Here is a 20,063-nt window from a genome sequence, read left to right on the forward strand (position 1 = left end):
GTCTTAGAAACAGTAAGGTTTGGACGGTAAATAGGACGTGGTTTCCTTGTATATTTAAGAATCGTGGAACTACTTTGTAGTCGTTCACTCACGACCACGTCAGTCTGAAAAATTAATAATGTTTGGGGGCAGTTTTCCGGATCATTAGCGTTTGATGATGAACATATACGAAGGGGAGCGTTCTTTTGGAATCGAAACAATTAACGAGAGGGCTAAAGCCACGGCACGTTGAGTTGATTGCGCTTGGAGGCACGATTGGCGTCGGTTTGTTTATGGGGTCGGCAAGTACGATAAAATGGGCAGGTCCCTCAGTACTGTTGGCTTATCTCTTAGCTGGGATTATTATGTTTTTTGTCATGCGGATCATGGGGGAAATGCTGATTCTTGAACCGGTGACAGGCTCATTCGCTACATTTGCTCATAAATATATCAGCCCTTTAGCCGGTTTCTTGACCGCCTGGAGCTATTGGTTTTTATGGGTTACCGTAGGGATGGCAGAAGTCACTGCGATTGGGGTATATGTGGGCTACTGGTTCCCGGATATCCCGCAATGGTTGCCGGCTTTGGCAGGTGTAATTATTATTGCATTGGCCAATTTGGCGGCTGTGAAATTTTATGGGGAATTTGAGTTTTGGTTTGCGATGATTAAAATTGTCGCCATTATCTTCATGCTAGTAGTGGGTACGGGGATGATCTTCTTTGGCCTCGGTAACGGTGGACAACCGATAGGTCTATCCAATCTGTACAGCCAGGGCGGCTTCTTTGCAGGTGGTTTGAAAGGGTTTCTATTTGCACTCTGCATTGTAACAGCGGCTTACCAAGGGATAGAGATGGTGGGTATTACGGCAGGTGAAGCAGAAAATCCGAAAATGACACTGCGAAAAGCCATTAAAAACATCATCTGGCGTATTCTGATTTTCTACGTGGGTGCAATCTTTGTCATTGTTACGATTTATCCTTGGAACCAAATAGGCGAGATCGGTAGTCCATTTGTTCTGACTTTTGCCAAGGTAGGAATTGTGGCTGCTGCGGGTATCATTAACTTTGTTGTACTTACAGCTGCGATGTCTGGTTGTAACAGTGGTATTTACAGTGCGGGCAGAATGTTATATACATTGGCTAAGAACGGACAAGCTCCTAAGTTCTTTGGGAAAGTTTCTCCAAGCGGCGTCCCTAGAAATAGTATAATAACGACCATTTCCTTGCTACTGGTAGGGGTGTTATTTAACTATTTAATGCCTGATTCCAAACTGTTTCTGTATATTTACAGCGCCAGTGTTCTTCCAGGCATGGTACCGTGGTTTGCATTAGCCATCAGTCAATTTAAATTCAGGAAAAAGTGGAAGGATGAAATGAAGGATCACACCTTTAAATCTCGTTTTTTTCCAATCAGTAATTACATCACCATTGTCTTTTTGTTGCTTGTGATCGTTGGAATGTGGTTTAATCCAGACACACGCTTGTCGTTGATTGTCGGGGCAACATTCATGGCGATCGTCATTGTTGGATATTTTGTCTTTGGCATAGGAAAGCGGCAGAGAATTGAAGAATTAGAGGAAAACTAAAAGAAGATTGCTAAATACGTAACATTTGCCGAGCGCAATTCAGATGATTCTGAGTTCGCTCGGCTTTTCTTTTACATGACGAGAGAGAGGGCTATGGAAGGTTATTACTGAGGTATAAAACCGTGTGGTTAGCCTGTTCGCACTACAAGTGTAAATATAGATACAAAAAAGGTGAGAACGAAAATGGAGAAGTTGATTATTGCTATACTCTTACGATTGGCCTTAAACTCTGTAATTCCCGAAAATAAAAATATAAACCCTAGAAAAAATTGCGTGATTTTGTATGAGTCCCTATAGGTGTCCGGGTATGCGAGTGATAAAGAGGAAGAGATCATAACAACTAATGCAAATATTAAAGTGAGGATTTTGTAAATATCCATTTTCTTAAACATAGATAAGTTCCACCTTCCTATTTATTCCTAATGTATTATATTCTAAGGGTGGAATCTTTGGATTACAAATAAATGCAAAAAGAGGAAATGGACAATAGGATGGTACACAGAATAAAGTGAAGGTGTCCCAAGTAATACTTTGGGGACACCTTCACAATTAAAATCACTTGTATAACTTATGATTTACATAGCTTACATTGTGCTAATGTCAATCACGAATCTATACTTCACATCAGAAGCTAACACTCGTTTGTAGGCTTCGTCAATCTGGTCGGCCGATATCACTTCAATTTTAGGAACAATATTGTGTTTTGCACAAAAATCCAACATTTCCTGTGTCTCACGGATGCCTCCTATCATTGAACCAGCAAATGAACGGCGATGTCCGATTAGGGACATCACATTTAGTGACAACGGCTCCCCAGGGGCACCGACATTCACCAAAGTTCCATCTAGATTGAGTAGTGCAAAATAAGCATCCATATCGATGGCAGCACTTACCGTGTTAATAATCAAATCAAAGTGCCCAGCAAGTTTTTCAAATGTTTCTGGTTCGCTTGTAGCATAATAGTGATCCGCACCAAATTGCAAGCCATCATCTTTTTTCTTTAATGTTTGGGATAGAACGGTTACCTCAGCACCCATAGCATGTGCGATCTTGATAGCCATATGGCCAAGGCCTCCCATTCCCACAACGGCCACTTTCTTATCTGGACCAGCACCCCAGCGGTTCAACGGTGAATAAGTCGTAATACCTGCACAAAGTAATGGAGCAGCCACGTCAAGCTCAATGTTATCTGGAATTTTTACTACAAAATCCTCAGTTACGACAATGTGGGTAGAATATCCGCCTTGTGTAGGCTCGCCGTATTTGTCAACACCAGCATAGGTAGGGACATTTCCTTTAAGGCAGTATTGTTCCTCTCCTTTACGACAGTTCTCACATTCGCCACAGGAATCAACCATACAGCCAACCCCTACCCGGTCACCAACGCTGTACTTTGTAACCTCAGATCCTACCTCCGTGACAATCCCTGCAATTTCATGTCCAGGTACGAGAGGGTAGTTCACTGGGCCCCATTCGCCGTGAGCAGTGTGGATGTCAGAATGGCATATGCCGGCATATTTAATTTCAATCAGAACATCGTGTGAATCAAGATCCCGTCGTTTAATTTCAGCCGATCGAAACGGTTTGTCTGGGCCATCGACAGCTCGTGCTTTAGCAGTTATCATAAATAGCCTCCAATTATTTTTATTTTTCAAGAGAATGCAGTTATATCGGTATAAATTGAAAACTAGCTGAAGTCGGTTGAAGTTCCCCTTCATTCATTTCCATTTATACTTTTTCTCTTGCAAATCAATGTTAATCCTTATAGTTAACTCTAAGTCAAGCGCAGGTTTATAAGCGTCTATTCAGTAATGTTGTTTTCTTGCTAATTATATTTCGTTAGATAGCATCTGATTCTACTTTTCCTATAAGGGGACTTTGACATTCTACAAATACCTTGATAGAATCCCCCTTATATCATAGAGTTAACTCGAAGTCTATGTCATTAAGAATAGGAGATACATGATGAAGACGTATTCTATCAGCGAAGTTGCAAAAGAATTGAATCTTACAGCATACGCTTTGCGTTACTACGACAAAGAGGGACTTATGCCTTTTGTAGAACGGACATCTAGCGGAACAAGATTATTTAAAGAATCCGATATCGACGCTTTAAAAATAATTGAATGTCTAAAATCCACCGGGATGCCGATCAAAGAAATTAAAAATTTCATTGATTGGTGTTCTGGTGGGGATTCCACACTACAACAAAGATATGACATGTTTATGGAACGAAAAGCAACTGTAGAAGCACAAATGGAAGAACTTAAAAAAACAATGGAAGTTATTGAACATAAATGCTCATATTACAAAACTGCATTGGATGCCGGAACGGAAAATATTCATAAAAACAATAAAATAGGGAGTCTCATTACTAACTAATAGATAAGCATCTGTAATTCATCCATTTCTATATGAATTACAGGTGCTTTCGTTTGTAATATTCGATTTACTACAACCTACTGATTTAAAACAGCACGATCGGTTTTAGAAAACTAGGAACCAAATATGATGTAACTTGAACAGGCAGGAGTAGTACCGAGGATCAAGTATTCCGAAAGTCAACGGGCAATTTGCCCATTATGTAGGTTGAGAGCCACGACTTTAGTTCAGAAAACAACGAATTACTATAGAATCATCGAAGATAATCAGGAGTATGGTCCAGTATTCTCTCATTTTTATTTTTGATAAGATTAATTCCATATTATTGAAGTCTACTATCAAACCACGAAAGAATGATACATAAGGAAATGAGGAAGATACTGATGAAGGCAAAAGCGTATATTATTTTGTTGACTGCTGTAATAAGTTTAACTGCTATGCTGACCGCATGCGGTGACTCCAAGAAGCAAATTGAAGGTGAATCTACGACTGGAGCAGCAACGGCAACCACTACGACTACCCAGAATGCCAAGGCGGACAATGCGGAACAGGCTGGTGTGGATGGTGTTGTGAGCAATACTACAGACCAAGCTACAAAAAGTAATGGAAAGACGTATTCCGACGTGGCTAAAGAAGCAACGAAACCCGATCAGCCAGCAGGACAAATAGGGTTAAATACGACGCAGGAGCAGCTTCTTACCTTTGCCGATCGTTATGGACTGGTACGAGTGCAGGATCATCCGATTCGGCGGGTTTCCGATCCAACTGGGAAACATGTAAACATTGCAAATTACAGTGATTCTGTCGTGAATTTATATACAGAAGAACCCATCCACCTGAATACAGATGAATTTATTCATGAAGCTTATAATTTTTTTACAGAGGGAGTTGCTCCAGGTGAGTCCTACAAGAAGTGGGAGGAAACCTCTAATACTGAAAGAGGACTCGTCAAAATGCTCTATTTGTCACGAGAGGGACTTCATATTTTAGAAGAAGCGATGAAGACGCATGATTATTCTAGTCCATCGGTCCAAAATACGCTGGGATTTTTTAAGGTTGCCTCGAAATTTGAGTCTATGATGCCTGTTGCCCAGACACCTACAGACATCAGCTTGTACGATATGTACGATCAACGCGTTAAGCCCGAGTGGAAGAAACTAAGTGACATTAAAAACCCTGCCGCGAATGAAAAAGCCTTCGCTGCGGCCTATCAAAAAGCAAGAGATGAGACCAATAATCTTATGGGGCTATTAAACATTATGGTGTCTACAGAAATGGAAAAACGTCTCAAAGCTGCAACCGATCAGTAAAACACAGGCAAATAGTAAATTATCAAGGACATAATTTATCCACACTTTCTTCTAATATTTAACTGTCGATAGATTTATTGAAAAGCTATAATGCTAATGATGATTTGAGTGTACTTGGAGAAAAGAGGTTGAGGGTATGAAGTTGAAAAAATGGCCGTTAGTATTCATGATAGGTATTCTCATGCTGTTATCCGTAGGCTGGAACAGTGGAGTATCTTATGCGAAATATTATTACGAATACACTTGGGATCAGTACAAGGGGACTGAAATCAAGACGTACAGGCTGACACCAGTAGCTGGAAGAGCCGGATTCATGGATCAGGAAAAGGCCTTAGCTGCTATTGGCAAAACCCCGAATGTGTATGGAAAGTTCAGTGGCTATAGAACAGAGAAAACAACTGAAATTGCAACCAAGAGTGTAACAGATGAGGTTTATAAATATGCAGTTGTTGATTTTATTAGCGACAAGGAGCCAGAAACTGTAGAATACGTTAATCCAAAAGGCGGAATTCCTCATACATGGAACGGAACCGATGAGATTCGAATTTTTATGAGAGGGTCTGAGGCAGCTTCTTTGGCAGAGCTGTTTTATGAGGGAACTCCAAGTGAAGGACGCTATCATTTTAATGCTGACGATGTCTACTTAGTTACATTCTGGTCCAACACAGTAAAATCAATCACTGGAATGTCTGCTGAAGCGCTAGTTGAGGAAGGCCCCCCTGCGTTTATAAATCGAGAGTTGGTTGGTCAAATAAAAGGCAAAGATCCTGCTGCCTATCCACAAAATGGGGCTTTAAACGGCTACTTTTATGTTTATAAGGGTTCTGAGTTTAAAGAGAATTAAAACAGCAGACAGGATTTTATAAGTATATATGTACACGAGAACGAGATAACATTTTGTATTCTTCAAGCGAATGCGGATACAGATGTTATCTCTTTTTTTATTTGTATACGGGATCAACATAGTAACACAAAAAGATGATAAATATTTAATTACCAATGAAAACCATTGTTTAGTGATAGGGAATTACGGCTTAAAAAAAGATGGTGAATAAACAGGATAGTAGATTGCCAAAACTACTTTTTTTACTGGCTTTATTCAATCCTAGGGAGATTATTCCGATAATTCAAGTATATACAGTTTGGTGTTAACAGTAATGAAAAACCGATTGAAAACAAGAGAGACTAATTTTCAAAGTTGATATGAAAGTACAGGCGAAAGTGGCTCAGTGCTATCTAGTAAAGGAGGTGTAATGATTCCGAATAATGAATTATGAAAAAAAGTTAAAACAAATTAGGCATTACATGGCTGGTTTACTGGCTGTCTGGTTGTTCTGTATACATAGTGCGCCTGTTTTTGCGGACAGAGCCTTTAACGATATCGAACATTCCTATGCAGCTGATGCGATTGAGGCCATGGCTGCTCAAGGTTATGTTACGGGTTATCAGGATGGGAGCTTTCGACCTTTACATTTTATCTCGCGACAGGAATGGGCAAGCATTTTCGCTAAAACCTTAAAGCGAACATCGAATAACAGAGGCGTAACTTCTTTTCGTGATGTGTCACCATGGGCTCTACCTTATGTACAGGCCTTACAGGAAGAGAGCATTACGAAAGGAATTAGTGATCAATTATTCGGTGCCAAGCACAATATGACTCGTCAGGATATGGCCGTTTGGTATGCCCGCTATTTTGGTGTTACTGAAGATACCCGATCGGCTGGTATATCCAGTTTTGTGGATCAATCTGATATATCAGATTATGCACAAACGAGCGTATGGCTGATGGAACGGCTGGAACTGATCGAGGGAGATACGAATCACTATTTCCATCCTAAAGAGTCTGTGAGACGGCAGGACGCCACGCTGGTTGCTTATCGAATATGGTTAGGCGGTGACGGTCTGAGAGAACGTGCCAAGCGTTTGCTAGGGTCATTAGGAGATGGAACTGCAACGATGCCTCAGACGAACAGCCAACAAGAATCGAAGAAGATCGAGGTCGATGTGACGCCGGAAATTAGTCAACAACCCGTGAATTCGGAAGTCGAGGAGCCTAAAAGGCATCGCCCAAGCCCTGATTCACCAGCATCTCCGGTGACACCACCAGAACCGAAGCCGGAACCGTCGGTGACACCGCCGGGACCTAAACCCAAACCACCAGTAATTCCGGTAGATCCACCGGATCATTCTTCGGATTTTCTGGTAGATGAGGTCGTGATCAAGGCGCAGGAGCTGGTAAATCAACCGGAGACATACCCTTCGTATCAGCTATCTTTTCAGCTCTACAATAAAGGGCGACCCGTAAGCATTCCTGCTGCCAGCGTCACAAGTGTTACGTACACATTTAGTGATGGGTTAGGTATTTTTGATGAACAAGGGAAAATTGCACATCCCGAAAATATTCCGGTTGCGGACAGCTTCATTCCTGTAGAAATGAAGGTCACCGTTGCCAAACCTTATCAGGTCCTTACAGCTCAGGCCAAGCTGATCGTGAAAGGGAAGACTCCGCCGGCAGAGCCACCGAACGTAATCAGGTCCGTATACTTGGCTACGTATACCATTTCAGAGGCTGCTACTTTAGATCCTGCTGCTTGGAATATGTCCTACGTATTTCATAATGCTAATGGAGAGGTTATAGCTCCTGGATGGCTGCCCTCAGACTTGATACTTCGGGTAGAGGATTCCAGAGGGATATTTGATGAGGATGGAAAAATTGCTAACCTGCATTTGATTCCGGTAGTAAATTCGGTCATTCCATTAAAAATCACGGTTGAGTCGCCATCTCAAGGGGTTCTCTTCACATCCGATGCGGAATTAACAGTAGTACCGGGAGAACGCAAAAAGCAATACTTTGCTGTCTCCATCATGCTGCAGGGAAGCGCGACTACGGTAGATCAAATCAAGCAAGCGCGTCAATTGCTGATGGACCACTTTGGTCCCAATATCAAAGTGACGTGGGCCATGCAAAACGGTTTTGTTTTTTTAGAAACGAATCGACCGCAGCTTAAACAGGTTCTGGAATTCGTCGATCAGTATGGAGATGAAGTCGGAATTCTGGCGGGGTACCCGAACCAGACCGAGCCCGGGCTTCCTGTTTGGGAAGTAAAGATGGATGAGTGGCTATACATGTATCGTTACAATGCATTCAATGAGCTGCACCAATCCGGTACAATGGGATCACCATCGGTGTTTGAAAGCATGGATACAGACCAATATCGGAAGTATCTTCCGAAATCATTGACCAGCTTTACGGTAAATCCCGAACAGACTCAATGGCTTAAAGATCACTATCGGATTACTTCCGCGATGGGATGGTCGGCTACACAATATAATGTGAACGGTATGTATGGTGAGGGCTCTCCATTGATGCCTTACTGGTCCCATAAGGACAATCCAATTGTTCCCGCACAGGGACTAGCAGATAATAGCGGTACCGTATTCATGAACTCGGTTACGATTGATCCGATTGGATCGCGCTATACGAAAGATTCCTCACGCTGGACTCTTCATCCGCTTGACCCATATGTGACTGAGACGGATGCAGCACCACAACTGTATATAGTACAGCAATATTTGGATAACCCTTATCAACGTATAAATACGGTAAACTACTTGTCCATTATTTTGGACATCAACGCACTTGCCAACACCCATAACATGGCTCCAATATGGGAGAATTTTGTGAACCACTTCCCTGTTGATCGCAAGGTTGAGATTGTAGGCGTGGACGGGCTGAAACAGATTTATGAATCGGTAGCAGGATCCAATAATGATCATACGGAGTTTACGCTCATGTTTAGAGGCTCAGGTATTAAGACGGCTATGGATTCCAATAATTCACCAGCAAATCTGCGCTATTTGTGGACCGAAAATGCCTCACAGCGGATTATTTTATCCAAAGAGGATGGAGATGCGACATGGTCCATTATTGACTTTACCGATTATACCCGAAAACCGGTTCCGAAGATGGACTACAACTTGGATGGTCACACGGACGTAAGCTATGTCACCGGAAGGAACTTCAAGCTATGTCCAACGGCTCCTTTAACAGCGGATGAAATTCAACGCGTAAAGGATCGTTTGAAGGATATTTACTTTGCAGAAGAAGTAAATTATCAGTAAGTAATTGGAAAGAGTTAAGAGCTGAGGTTTTATGAAAAGGGGGTATCCCCACAGCCATCGAAATGGCTGTGGGGACACCCCCTTGTTTTAGAGAAAAGGTTTTACACCCACTCAATAACCTGATCTACAGATCGCCGAGTTTTGCCACGCGGCTCGTTGAGACGGTAGCCAAATGCCACCATACAAGAAATACCGAAATGCTTGGCATCCATAATGCCTTCTTCAGAGAGGATGCGTTCGATTTCCTGTTTATTAAAACCTTCGATAGGGCAGGAATCAATGCCGATTTGAGCTGCGGCAGTCATCATGTTGCCCAGTGCGATGTAGGTTTGTCGGCAGCCCCACTCGAACAAGGCTCTTTTGTTTTCCTCCAGCGCAAAATCTGATTTTAGGAAGGCGTCATATACTTTCTCTTTGCCTTGCATCACTTCAGCTGGTAATTGCTGCACGTTCTCCATCATACTCTTGATATAATCGGAGGAGGCTATCATATCTTCAGGAAGTCTAGAGAGGATGAGTACAAAATGGCTGGCTGTTGGCAGTTGTTTTTGGGCCCCCCAAGAGTAAGGCAGTAGCTTCTCACGCATAGCTTTACTCTGAACGACAACAAATTTCCAAGGTTCAAAGCCAAACGAGCTTGGAGATAAACGACCGGTTTCAAGAATAAAGTCGAAGTCAGAATCGCTAATTTTCTTATGACTATCGAATTCCTTCGTTGCATGTCTGAACTCGTATGCAGATAAGATTTGATCTTTAGTAGTAGCTAAGGTTTCCATCGTTATTCCACTCCTTATGGATGTGATTAAAATTGACGCTTACCAAGTGACATGCTTAATATTAGAATATACATGATCGTTTTTGAAGTACGCACATTAATGTGCTGTAGTATATAAAATGATACTAAGGAGGAGAAAAGCCTATGCGCAATCGGAAAGGCGGCTTTGGGGAATGTACCGCTGGAAATGATCAGGCGTGTCCAGTTGAGTTCACGCTGGACGTGATTGGGGGCAAATGGAAAGGGATTATTTTGTATCATCTCATGTATGGGACTAAGCGATTTAGTGATTTTCGGCGGATATGTCCGGGGATCACCCAGCGTATGCTGACACTCCAATTGCGCGAGCTGGAAGAGGATGGTGTCGTTCACCGTGAAGTATACCAGCAGGTTCCGCCTAAGGTTGAATACTCTCTCACCGAATTCGGGAAAACGCTCATACCGATTATTAACTTGATGAAAGATTGGGGAGAAGAATATAAAACAAAACAGCGATCACCAGAAAGCAGTCTTCAGCAACCTAGCCCCAATGTGTAGGTTTTTGAAGACGGCTCCACGAAAAAGACCTGGCCATCATTTTGGCAGGTCTTTTGGTTTATTAAAAAGGAATGTGCAAAGTTCGTTTTTCAGTTGACAGCAAGGACGACGCTTGATATATTTCTTACGATATTGATAATCATTATCATATGTATCGGGAGATCATCTGCACAATATATAGGGGGCTAATCAGTTGAAAAGGAAATCGTATTTTATGATGACAGCTATGTTACTTGTATTGTCTGTATTCATCAGCGCTTGCAGCGGAAATAATAATGGGAGTAATCCGGCTTCATCTTCAGGAGATAAGCAAGAGTCAGCTACTACTGGAGAGACTAGAAGCTTTAATACGGTTAAAGGGGATATTCAAATTCCTGCTAAGCCACAGCGTATTGTAACGGATTTTTACGGCGGAGAACTGCTGTCCGTGGGTGCTAACGTGGTGGGTGTGGAGCCGACTGCGTTTCAAAATCCTTTTCTGACCGATTTGCTGAAGGAAAAAGGAACCAAAGAGGTGGGTGATCCGACCAATTTGGAAAAGACGCTGGAACTCAAACCCGATCTGATCGTGGTTATGAAGGATACGAATTATGAGGCTTTGTCTAAAATTGCACCTACCCTGTACATTCCGTACGGCACGACGACTAATATTTATGATACGGTCAAGCTGTTCGGCGATATCACCGGGGAAAAGGAGAAGGCTGAGCAATTTATTGCTGCATTTGATAAAAAGGCCGCTGAAGGTCGCGCACGTCTTAAAGGTGTGATTGACGAAAAGGCAACTTTCGGTCTGTATGAGCTGACGGACAAGCATGCACTTTGGATCTTTGGCGACAATGCGGGTCGCGGTGGACAAGCCGTGTACAATGCGCTCAAACTGAACTTGCCAAAGAAAACAATGAACTCCAAGGAACAAACGGTACAGCTTTCGATGGAGGTATTGCCGCAGTATGACGCAGATTATATGTTCCTGACTACGTATGATCCCGAGAAAAAGGGTGACGCGCTCAAGCAACTGAAGTCGTCCGCTGTATGGGGGAATCTTCCTGCGGTGAAGAACAATAGAGTGTTCTTTAACGATTTTGATACGTATTATCGCTATGATCCAATCGCTATTACAGGACAGATTGATATGATCGTAGATATGCTGGTCGAAAGAGAAAAAGAGAATAAAGCTAAACAATAAGCAGATTCTGCGCTATAACAAATTGTTGAAATAGATAAGAGATCGCATATTATACACAGTATATAGCATTAAAAACCAGTCCAACATGAATCATGTTTGGACTGGTTTTTGATTTACTATTTTGTCGTAATTTCAATAGTATCTTCTTTTTGTATCCAATCTACCTTGGCCCCCAGCGTTTCGCTGATCAGCCTTAATGGAAGATAACCAATACCATTCACCATGAAGGGCGGATTGGTAAGCTTTACAGCCTTACCGTTCACTTTTGCTTGGCTGGTTTTGAAATTTATTTCTAGAAAGACAGGGTGATCTTCTGCCTTGGACTGATCTATTTTTGCTATTTTGCTGTTGAAGTCATAAGCGATCTCGGCCCCCAGTTTATCAAAAACAGAACGAAGGGGAATAAACGCTTGCCCGTTGCGGGTAATGACACCATTACTCAGAGAGACAGGCGAACCATTGAGACGGACAAGAATCGGTTTTTGTACAGGAACTGGTGAACTATACAGAAACTCATAGTCTCCTATACCTAGCTGCGCGTGTTTGTTGACACCCCAGCCCCATAAGGCCCCATCTGCTTTTTGCATGATTACGTGCCGTGGACCTGCTTTGATACTTTGAATATTTTTAGCAAGCAATGTAAAGGGGGCGTTGGATGGTAACTTTTCACCATCTAGAGACGCAACATATACATTCCCAGCTGTGGTGAGGGCGAGTATGGAGCGTTCGGCGAAAAAGGCGTCTTTAACATCTTTTACTCCTGATAATAGCACAGGGGTATTTTCATTGTGATAGGTTGTATTATCTGAGTAACCTGTGACCGTTTCACCCCAGAACCATAACCGTCCTTGTCGATCAATCGCGAGATTGGAACTTCCATTGGTCTTAATTATTTTGATGTCCGATAAGGCTTGAATCTGCGATACGGATAAAGTTTCGGACGGAGTTACATTTTTATCAAATTCTTTGGGCCATGTCCATACAGTACCGTCTTTCTTTAAGGCTATGTTTTTGGAGATAGCAGTAATATCCTTTAATGACGGAACAAGCTCGAAGCCCTGCAAGGACCTTGTATTTTTCCATACACTTCCGTCCTTCTTCAAGAAGATCCAGCGTTCCTCATATTGCGGTCTTTTTTCATAGTAACTATCCAATTCTGTAACATTTTCGATGCCGGATAGGGTTTGAAAAGGAGCAAAGTTGCCACCATTTTCGATTCGATCAGCGGATAATACGGTTCCTTCGGCGTTTAGGGCGAGCACATGATCATTCATAATACGCACGTTTATGATGTTTGGTAGTCCTTCCAGAGAAATGAATTTCACGGATTCAGAAATGTTGTTTCTTGGCACATACCAGGCGGAATGATCTTGTAAGGTAAATATCAGATCGCCTTCCTGGATTATATTCGAAAATGTTCTTACAACGTTTGGCTTATCCTCTACACGAGTCGGTACGGATTGATTATAGCCCCATAACCACAAGCTTCCATCGGATTGAATCAGACTCCCGGAATCATAGGAGCGAATACGGGACGCCGATTCATCACCGGCCGCCCATGCACTGGAGCTGAACAATAACAGCGCGATCATACTGATTAACAGAGTACGTCTTTTCATGCGTTTTTCCTCATTTCTTCATCAATGTATATAAGGTTAAATAACGCCTTGGGGGATATCTCCTTATCAATAGACGAAGAATATATAGAAAAGTTTTCCACAAATCGTTGGATTCCAATAAAATAGCCTCCAAACCCACGAGCAGAGGCGGGTTTGAGAGGCTATTTTTGAGCATGGAAGCAGAATATGACTTGGGACGGGTTCTTCCAATGGTCAGCCCGTTATTCGGCTGCGCACCATCAATAAGGTTTGTTCTTTGATTTGTCCGATTTCACGGAGGAGTGCGGCTGTTTTAGCTTCGTAGGATTGTTTGACATCCAAATCTTTCAGCGAAGCAAGGTTAATGTCGACGGTAAGCAGGGCAGATTGAGCGGCGGCTTCGAACAGGATCGCGCCGATGCCAAGATCCGAAATCACATTTTTATTGGACACTTCCACAATGTTATAGGCTTGCGACAATCCGTCTCGGCATACTTCCAGCAGGCGCATGGGTACCTCAATGGCAGCGATCACCGCTGTCTGTAGGGAATGGGTACGATAGCGCTTTTCTTCGTCTGTTTCCTTGGGCAAACGCAGGGCAGTCATATACTGTTCAAAGGATTGGATGTCTGCGACCATTAATTCCTCACAATGTGTAGACAATCTTTCCATGCTGCTAATGACGTCCGTGATTTGTTCATGGATGTGCGCGTATTTTTCTCCTTGTGAAAGGTTGGCGGTCATGGAGGTCATAGCCGCGCCTAGTGCCGCAGCCAGTGCGGATACACTTCCTCCGCCAGGGGTAGGAGCTGCACTTGCAGCCTCTTTCAGAAAATGTCCGATGGAATGATTCCACGACAGTTCACTCATGAGTAAACCACCTCTCTGGAGTAGTGTTGCAGATGTATTGCTTTGAGCAGATTTTTGTACAAAATCGCAGTCGTTAAGGTGCCAACACCGCCGGGAACCGGAGAAATAGCATGTACTTTTTCCCCCACGTCTAAAGCGGCATCTCCCACTATTTTTCCCTCTAGCGTCTCATTAATTCCCGCATCTACCAAAATCAAACCGGGATGAACCATATCTTGCGTAATCACATCAGGGCATCCGACTGCCACGAAGGCAATGTCTGCATGGCTCAGATGCTCTGCAATATCACGCGTACCTGCATGACAGGCGGTAACGGTGGCGTTTTCTCTTTGCAACATGTGGAAAAGGGGAAGTCCCACTGTCTGTCCGATGCCCACGAGCGTGACATTTTTGCCTGCCAATGTGTGACCGTAATGCTTGAGCAGCTCGATACAGGCTTGAGGTGTTGCGGGATATAGTCCGGCGTCACCTGTTACAGTAGCCAGCTTGTTATCGGGTGTAATCCCATCAATATCCTTGTAGGGGGCAATGGATTGTTTAATAACGGAGGCGGAAAGATGTTGGGGAAGCGGCAGTTCCAGCATAATGCCATGTACATGGGATGCATCGTTCAGACTGCCGATCAGGTGCAGTAGCTCGGTTTCGCTAACATGACGATCAAACGTATGGAGATGAAATGAGATGCCCAGCTTCTCCGCTATTTTTTGCTTGGTCCGTGCATAGTATGCAGATGCCGGATCACCTTCTACCAATAGGGTTGCCAGATGGGGACGGTGTCCTTGCTGCTTCATTTCTTCTACCTGTGAACGGATCGTTGCATATACTTGCTCAGCTGCTTCTTTGGATTTCATGATAATAGCCATAGTCCGAGCCTCCTCTGAATTTATTGCATAATGGAATCAACAGGGTGTCATGGTCTTGTAAAACGAAAAAAAGTATTTGCACAAGGTCGTCAAGACAGACGAATCCTCTGCAAATACTTCTCCCAGGCGAACGGTACGCTTTTTTTGTATGCTCCCTCGTGGTTCATTCCACTGACTTCGCCAGTCACATACAGCGTTATTATACCTTATATTTTAACAAACAATCATCAGAAAAGAAACCCGCGAACATTTGGAAAACGGGTTATGTTACTTGTCTATATGACAAATGTCATATACACGAACTGACGTTTATGACTACAGCGCCTAGAGCGTTCTCCTTATACTGAGATTAGATCAACATGTACGCCTAACAGGATCAAGGTATAGGCGTCATCTTTAAGGAGGATCATAATGAGTATGACACAACTCCCATTAGCCCAATTGAAAAAAAATATGGCTCCCTACGAGAAAATAAACACGAAATCCAGCGTTCTGCAACTTATCAATACTTTGGGTCCACTGATCCTATTGTGGTATGCTGCTTATCTTAGCCTGTCGGTTTCGTACTGGCTGACGCTTCCCATTGCCATTGTTGCATCGGGGTTTGTGGTACGGACGTTTATTATTTTTCATGATTGTGGTCATCAATCCTTCTTCAAAAGCCGCAAGCTGAACGACATTGTGGGAACGATTACAGGTATTATTACGCTCTGCCCTTATCACCAATGGAAAAATAGTCACGCGATCCACCATGCAACCAGCAGTAATCTGGATAAAAGAGGCACAGGTGACATGTGGGTGCTTACGGTAGAAGAGTACACAGAGGCTTCCACATGGACACGGTTGGCCTATCGTATATACCGAAATCCTTGGGTTATGTTCGGACTAGGTCCGATCTATACTTTTTTGATTTCCTATCGCTTTAATATCAAGACAGCCAAACGCAAGGAAAAAATGAACACTCATGTGACGAATATATCCATCGTTGCATTGTATGCACTGTTGTGCTGGGCTATTGGATGGCAGGCCTTCCTTCTCGTACAGGCACCTATCTTTTTTGTATCCGGTATGTTGGGAATCTGGCTATTCTATGTACAACACCAATTTGAGGATTCTTATTTCGAGCACGATGAAGAGTGGAGTTATATTAATGCAGCCGTAGAAGGCAGTTCTTACTACAAGCTTCCTAAAGTATTGCAATGGATTACGGGCAATATCGGATTTCATCACGTTCATCACCTGAGTCCCAAAGTTCCAAATTATAATTTGGAAAAAGCACATGAAGCGACACCGTTACTTCAAAAGGCGACCACGATCACAGTGAGTAGCAGTCTGCAATCGTTGAAGTTCCGACTTTGGGATGAAAATACGAAAACCTTTTTGACCTTTAAACAAGTGAAGCCGCTCCTCAGCAAACGTGTTGCAGTTACGAAACCCATGCCTACACCTGTTGTAGGCACAGAAAGAAAATAACGTTGAACAAAACCTGGTATGATAAGATAAGGAATATAAGTCATGTGAAGTAGAAGAGGGTGGGCAGGATGCAAAAATGGTATCAGATCTTCCAAAGAAATACAGGGCTTAGCCCTTATGTTTGGGTCGTCTTTTATATCCTGCCCTTTTACTACTTTAGCTCTTCATCTACAGGTCATATTATTTTGGGTACTGCTATTATTTTGGTATTCTTTGCATGTTATGTACTGGCTTTTGTCTCAAAAGGCTGGCTCATATACTTTTGGACCAGTGTACAGATTGCCATATCGATTACCATGACACTGCTGTTCAGCTATATGTACTTTTCCATATTTATCGCCTATTTGATCGGTAATATTAAAAGTAAGGCTGCATTTACGACGCTGTATATTATTTTAATGGTTATTACGATTGGATTGATCAATTATGGTTTTGTTTCTCAGAATCCCGTTTTTATTAAACAGATTCCTTTTATCCTGCTCAATCTGATCGGTGTGATTCTCCTTCCGATTACGAATTTTAATCGCAACAAAAGCGATCGGCTCCAAGTTCAATTGGAGGATGCCAATAAGAAAATATCGGAATTGATTAAGCTGGAGGAACGGCAAAGAATTGCGCGTGACCTGCACGATACCTTAGGTCAGAAGTTGTCACTCATTGGGCTGAAGAGCGATTTGGCGGGCAAACTGATGGATCAGTACCCGGAGCGGGCGCATGTCGAAATTAACGATGTTCGTCTCACGGCAAGAAGCGCGTTAAAAGAGGTACGGGAAATGGTTACTCAAATGCGCGGTATGCGACTAGAGGATGAGCTGCTACGTATTCGGCAGATTTTAAAGGCTGCTCACATTGAATTAACTCTAGAGGGAGACCCGAAGCTGGAGCATACATCATTAATGAATGAAAATGTTCTTAGCATGTGTATGAAAGAAGCCGTAACCAATGTAGTGAAACACAGTGGAGCTACCGCTTGCTCCATCACGATTGAGCCGTCTCGTAAGGAATTAACTCTTCGGATTCAGGATAATGGAGTCGGTATTACGAGAGAAAATGGAACCCTTCGTGGAAACGGCCTGCAAGGTATGAAGGAAAGGCTCGAATTCGTGAACGGATGTATGGAGCTGCGTTCAGATCAGGGAACGACCTTGGTCATTAAAGTGCCCAATATCCCTGAAAAGCCGAACGAGGAGGTGGGGCCATGATTCGAATTGTCATTGCAGAAGACCAACGTATGCTGCTGGGTGCTCTAGCTTCTCTGCTAGACTTGGAAGAGGACATGAAAGTAGTCGGAAAAGCAAGCAACGGGGAAGAAGCTATAGAACTGGTGAAGCTGCATCAACCGGATATATGCATTATGGACATCGAAATGCCGATAAAGAGCGGATTGGATGCGGCTGAAGAACTCAAAGGCTTGAACTGCAAGATGCTGATTTTAACTACGTTTGCCCGCCCTGGGTATTTTGAACGAGCGATCAAGGCGGGGACACACGGTTATCTACTCAAGGACAGTCCCAGTGAAGAGCTGGCTTCCTCCATTCGCAGTATTATGGCAGGTCGGCGTATCTATGCTCCGGAACTGGTCGATGATGCTTATGCCGAAGTCAACCCGCTAACAGAGCGTGAAAAGACCGTCTTGGCGCTCATCGCTGACGGAAAGAACACGAAAGAGATTGCTGGTGAACTGTATTTAACGACAGGGACGGTGCGCAATTATATTTCAGTCATTCTCGATAAGTTGGGTGTCAGTAACCGGATCGAAGCGATTACACGTTTTAATGAAAAAGGTTGGTTTAAATGAGAAACAGAGACGCTATGAAGCAAAATATAGCGCTCTGTTTTTTTGTTTTATCCATAGATTTGGTATGCCTTTAGCGTACTACCTTGTGATACAATAGGATAGTTGTCCACAGGATGGACTGGAGTACAAGGAGGAGCAGAACCGCATGAAACAAGCCCCATTTATAGCCGTTGAAGGGCCCATCGGAGCAGGCAAAACGACGTTAGCTTCGATGCTTTCAACCGAGCTACATTGGCCGATAATCAAAGAGATTGTCGAGGAGAACCCATTTCTCGATAAATTTTATCAGAATATAGATGAGTGGAGTTTCCAGTTGGAAATGTTCTTCCTCTGCAATCGGTATAAGCAGTTGGAGGATACTGGTCTGCAATATATCGAGAAAGCTCAGCCTGTTATTTCTGATTATCATATCTACAAGAATTTGATTTTTGCTGAACGTACGCTTAAGGGTGTGAAGCTCGAAAAATATCGTCAAATCTATCATTTGCTCACAGATGATATGCCTAAGCCGGACATTATCATTTATATCAAAGCAGATTTGGATACCTTGCTGGGGAGAATTCGCAAGCGTGCACGCTCTTTTGAACAGGAGATGGACCCTGCCTATCTGGAGCAATTGATCATAGATTATGATAAAGGCATGCAGTTTCTCGCTGAACAGTCCCCTTCCCCTCGTATATTGACCGTGAACGGGAATGAAATTGATTTTGTAGAAAATCAGGCACAATTTAAACAAATTGTTTCCGATGTAAAGGAGCTTATATAGTGAATAATTACAACATTCCTGCAAATGCCTTGATTACGGTAGCGGGCACAGTGGGTGTAGGTAAATCCACGTTGACCGGTGCTTTGGCCGGACGCCTTGGTTTTAAAACCTCTTTGGAGCAGGTCGATCATAATCCCTATCTGGAGAAGTTTTATCACGATTTCGAAAGATGGAGCTTTCATTTGCAAATTTATTTTCTCGCGGAACGCTTCAAGGAACAAAAGAATATTTTCCTGTCTGGTGGAGGCTTTGTGCAGGATCGTTCTATTTATGAGGACACAGGCATTTTTGCGAAAATGCATGCCGATCAGGGAACGATGAATCCTACCGATTATGAAACGTATACTAGCCTGTTTGAGGCGATGGTGATGACACCGTTTTTCCCTCACCCTGATGTGCTGATCTATCTGGAAGGCAGTTTGCCCTCCATTCTGAGTCGGATTGAGGAGCGCGGTCGCGAGATGGAGATCCAGACCGAGCGTTCTTATTGGGAGCAAATGCATCGCAGATATTCCAATTGGATCAACGAATTTGATGCCTGTCCTGTACTGCGTCTGAACATTGATGAGTATGATGTACATGACCCTGCTTCCATGGATGCTATTTTGGAAGAAGTAGGAAAAGTAATATCAAAAAAATAGAGATATAACCCCAAATAACTGACAGGGACTGTGGTACAATCAGTATAAATTAAGCTGATAGACCGCAGTCTTTTTTTGTCGAATAAACATGTTGAAGCACGAGATATGACTAACGGTATAGTGGACAAGTTTAGGCTGGAATGCGAGAATAGGTACATATGAATTGTAATGACTCAC

17 protein-coding genes and 1 riboswitch are annotated in these 20,063 nt (G+C 43.0%); of the genes, 12 read left to right on the forward strand and 5 right to left on the reverse strand.

Annotated features, from left to right (window positions below):
• The first annotated feature begins 185 nt into the window (after positions 1 to 185).
• Positions 186 to 1,565 carry an amino acid permease gene (locus MKY75_RS04305; RefSeq protein WP_061831603.1) on the forward strand — a complete coding sequence of 460 codons (1,380 nt, stop codon included), beginning with the start codon at positions 186 to 188 and terminating at the stop codon, positions 1,563 to 1,565.
• Positions 1,566 to 2,149: 584 nt separating this feature from the next.
• Here MKY75_RS04305 and MKY75_RS04310 read toward each other — a convergent pair.
• Complete coding sequence (locus MKY75_RS04310; protein WP_250267495.1) at positions 2,150 to 3,190, reverse strand: NAD(P)-dependent alcohol dehydrogenase; 1,041 nt, start codon at positions 3,188 to 3,190, stop codon at positions 2,150 to 2,152.
• A gap of 340 nt (positions 3,191 to 3,530) precedes the next feature.
• Here MKY75_RS04310 and MKY75_RS04315 point away from each other — a divergent pair, with 340 nt between their 5' ends.
• The 4 genes from MKY75_RS04315 (at position 3,531) to MKY75_RS04330 (ending at position 9,379) form a co-directional block, all read left to right on the forward strand.
• Entirely contained in the window at positions 3,531 to 3,947 is a 417-nt protein-coding gene (locus MKY75_RS04315; RefSeq protein WP_029517092.1) for a MerR family transcriptional regulator, read from the forward strand.
• A 383-nt stretch (positions 3,948 to 4,330) separates the two neighbouring features.
• Positions 4,331 to 5,257 carry a hypothetical protein gene (locus MKY75_RS04320; RefSeq protein ID WP_029517091.1) on the forward strand — a complete coding sequence of 309 codons (927 nt, stop codon included), beginning with the start codon at positions 4,331 to 4,333 and terminating at the stop codon, positions 5,255 to 5,257.
• 136 nt (positions 5,258 to 5,393) lie between these two features.
• Complete coding sequence (locus MKY75_RS04325) at positions 5,394 to 6,101, forward strand: hypothetical protein (RefSeq protein ID WP_039272436.1); 708 nt, start codon at positions 5,394 to 5,396, stop codon at positions 6,099 to 6,101.
• Positions 6,102 to 6,523: 422 nt separating this feature from the next.
• Positions 6,524 to 9,379 carry an S-layer homology domain-containing protein gene (locus tag MKY75_RS04330; RefSeq protein ID WP_340884438.1) on the forward strand — a complete coding sequence of 952 codons (2,856 nt, stop codon included), beginning with the start codon at positions 6,524 to 6,526 and terminating at the stop codon, positions 9,377 to 9,379.
• A gap of 101 nt (positions 9,380 to 9,480) precedes the next feature.
• Here the strand turns inward: MKY75_RS04330 and MKY75_RS04335 are convergent, their stop codons facing one another.
• The gene (locus MKY75_RS04335) at positions 9,481 to 10,155 is read right to left on the reverse strand and encodes an NAD(P)H-dependent oxidoreductase (protein WP_029517631.1); all 675 of its coding nucleotides are present in this window, start codon (positions 10,153 to 10,155) and stop codon (positions 9,481 to 9,483) included.
• A 143-nt stretch (positions 10,156 to 10,298) separates the two neighbouring features.
• On the opposite strand from MKY75_RS04335, the gene MKY75_RS04340 reads away from it, so the two are divergent.
• Together MKY75_RS04340 and MKY75_RS04345 are read left to right on the forward strand one after the other, a co-directional pair.
• The gene (locus MKY75_RS04340; protein ID WP_068938572.1) at positions 10,299 to 10,691 is read left to right on the forward strand and encodes a winged helix-turn-helix transcriptional regulator; all 393 of its coding nucleotides are present in this window, start codon (positions 10,299 to 10,301) and stop codon (positions 10,689 to 10,691) included.
• A gap of 193 nt (positions 10,692 to 10,884) precedes the next feature.
• Positions 10,885 to 11,877, forward strand: a complete 993-nt coding sequence (locus MKY75_RS04345; RefSeq protein WP_340884440.1) for an ABC transporter substrate-binding protein — start codon at positions 10,885 to 10,887, stop codon at positions 11,875 to 11,877.
• Between the two features lie 116 nt (positions 11,878 to 11,993).
• Here the strand turns inward: MKY75_RS04345 and MKY75_RS04350 are convergent, their stop codons facing one another.
• The 3 genes from MKY75_RS04350 to MKY75_RS04360 all read right to left on the reverse strand — a co-directional run bounded on the left by MKY75_RS04350 (position 11,994) and on the right by MKY75_RS04360 (position 15,208).
• Positions 11,994 to 13,496 (reverse strand): stalk domain-containing protein, encoded by a 1,503-nt coding sequence (locus MKY75_RS04350; RefSeq protein WP_069012903.1) that lies wholly within the window; start codon positions 13,494 to 13,496, stop codon positions 11,994 to 11,996.
• A gap of 213 nt (positions 13,497 to 13,709) precedes the next feature.
• The gene (locus MKY75_RS04355; protein ID WP_069012904.1) at positions 13,710 to 14,345 is read right to left on the reverse strand and encodes a cyclodeaminase/cyclohydrolase family protein; all 636 of its coding nucleotides are present in this window, start codon (positions 14,343 to 14,345) and stop codon (positions 13,710 to 13,712) included.
• Positions 14,342 to 15,208 carry a bifunctional 5,10-methylenetetrahydrofolate dehydrogenase/5,10-methenyltetrahydrofolate cyclohydrolase gene (locus MKY75_RS04360; protein ID WP_029517626.1) on the reverse strand — a complete coding sequence of 289 codons (867 nt, stop codon included), beginning with the start codon at positions 15,206 to 15,208 and terminating at the stop codon, positions 14,342 to 14,344. Before MKY75_RS04360 ends, MKY75_RS04355 begins: the two co-directional genes overlap by 4 nt.
• A gap of 113 nt (positions 15,209 to 15,321) precedes the next feature.
• Positions 15,322 to 15,406, reverse strand: a riboswitch (ZMP/ZTP riboswitch).
• A gap of 213 nt (positions 15,407 to 15,619) precedes the next feature.
• Here MKY75_RS04360 and MKY75_RS04365 point away from each other — a divergent pair.
• The 5 genes from MKY75_RS04365 to MKY75_RS04385 all read left to right on the forward strand — a co-directional run bounded on the left by MKY75_RS04365 (position 15,620) and on the right by MKY75_RS04385 (position 19,886).
• Positions 15,620 to 16,681, forward strand: a complete 1,062-nt coding sequence (locus MKY75_RS04365; RefSeq protein ID WP_029517625.1) for a fatty acid desaturase — start codon at positions 15,620 to 15,622, stop codon at positions 16,679 to 16,681.
• A gap of 68 nt (positions 16,682 to 16,749) precedes the next feature.
• Entirely contained in the window at positions 16,750 to 17,883 is a 1,134-nt protein-coding gene (locus MKY75_RS04370) for a sensor histidine kinase (protein WP_029517624.1), read from the forward strand.
• Positions 17,880 to 18,479: a response regulator transcription factor gene (locus MKY75_RS04375; RefSeq protein WP_029517623.1), complete on the forward strand. Its 600-nt coding sequence runs from the start codon at positions 17,880 to 17,882 to the stop codon at positions 18,477 to 18,479. The genes MKY75_RS04370 and MKY75_RS04375 overlap by 4 nt, the downstream gene beginning before the upstream one ends.
• 145 nt (positions 18,480 to 18,624) lie before the next feature.
• On the forward strand, positions 18,625 to 19,245 hold the full coding sequence (locus MKY75_RS04380; RefSeq protein ID WP_029517622.1) for a deoxynucleoside kinase: 621 nt from the start codon (positions 18,625 to 18,627) through the stop codon (positions 19,243 to 19,245).
• Positions 19,245 to 19,886 (forward strand): deoxynucleoside kinase, encoded by a 642-nt coding sequence (locus MKY75_RS04385; protein ID WP_013308920.1) that lies wholly within the window; start codon positions 19,245 to 19,247, stop codon positions 19,884 to 19,886. The genes MKY75_RS04380 and MKY75_RS04385 overlap by 1 nt, the downstream gene beginning before the upstream one ends.
• Positions 19,887 to 20,063 lie beyond the last annotated feature (177 nt).

Origin of the sequence: Paenibacillus sp. FSL L8-0663, from assembly GCF_038008125.1 — a bacterium.
GTDB lineage: Bacteria > Bacillota > Bacilli > Paenibacillales > Paenibacillaceae > Paenibacillus > Paenibacillus polymyxa_D.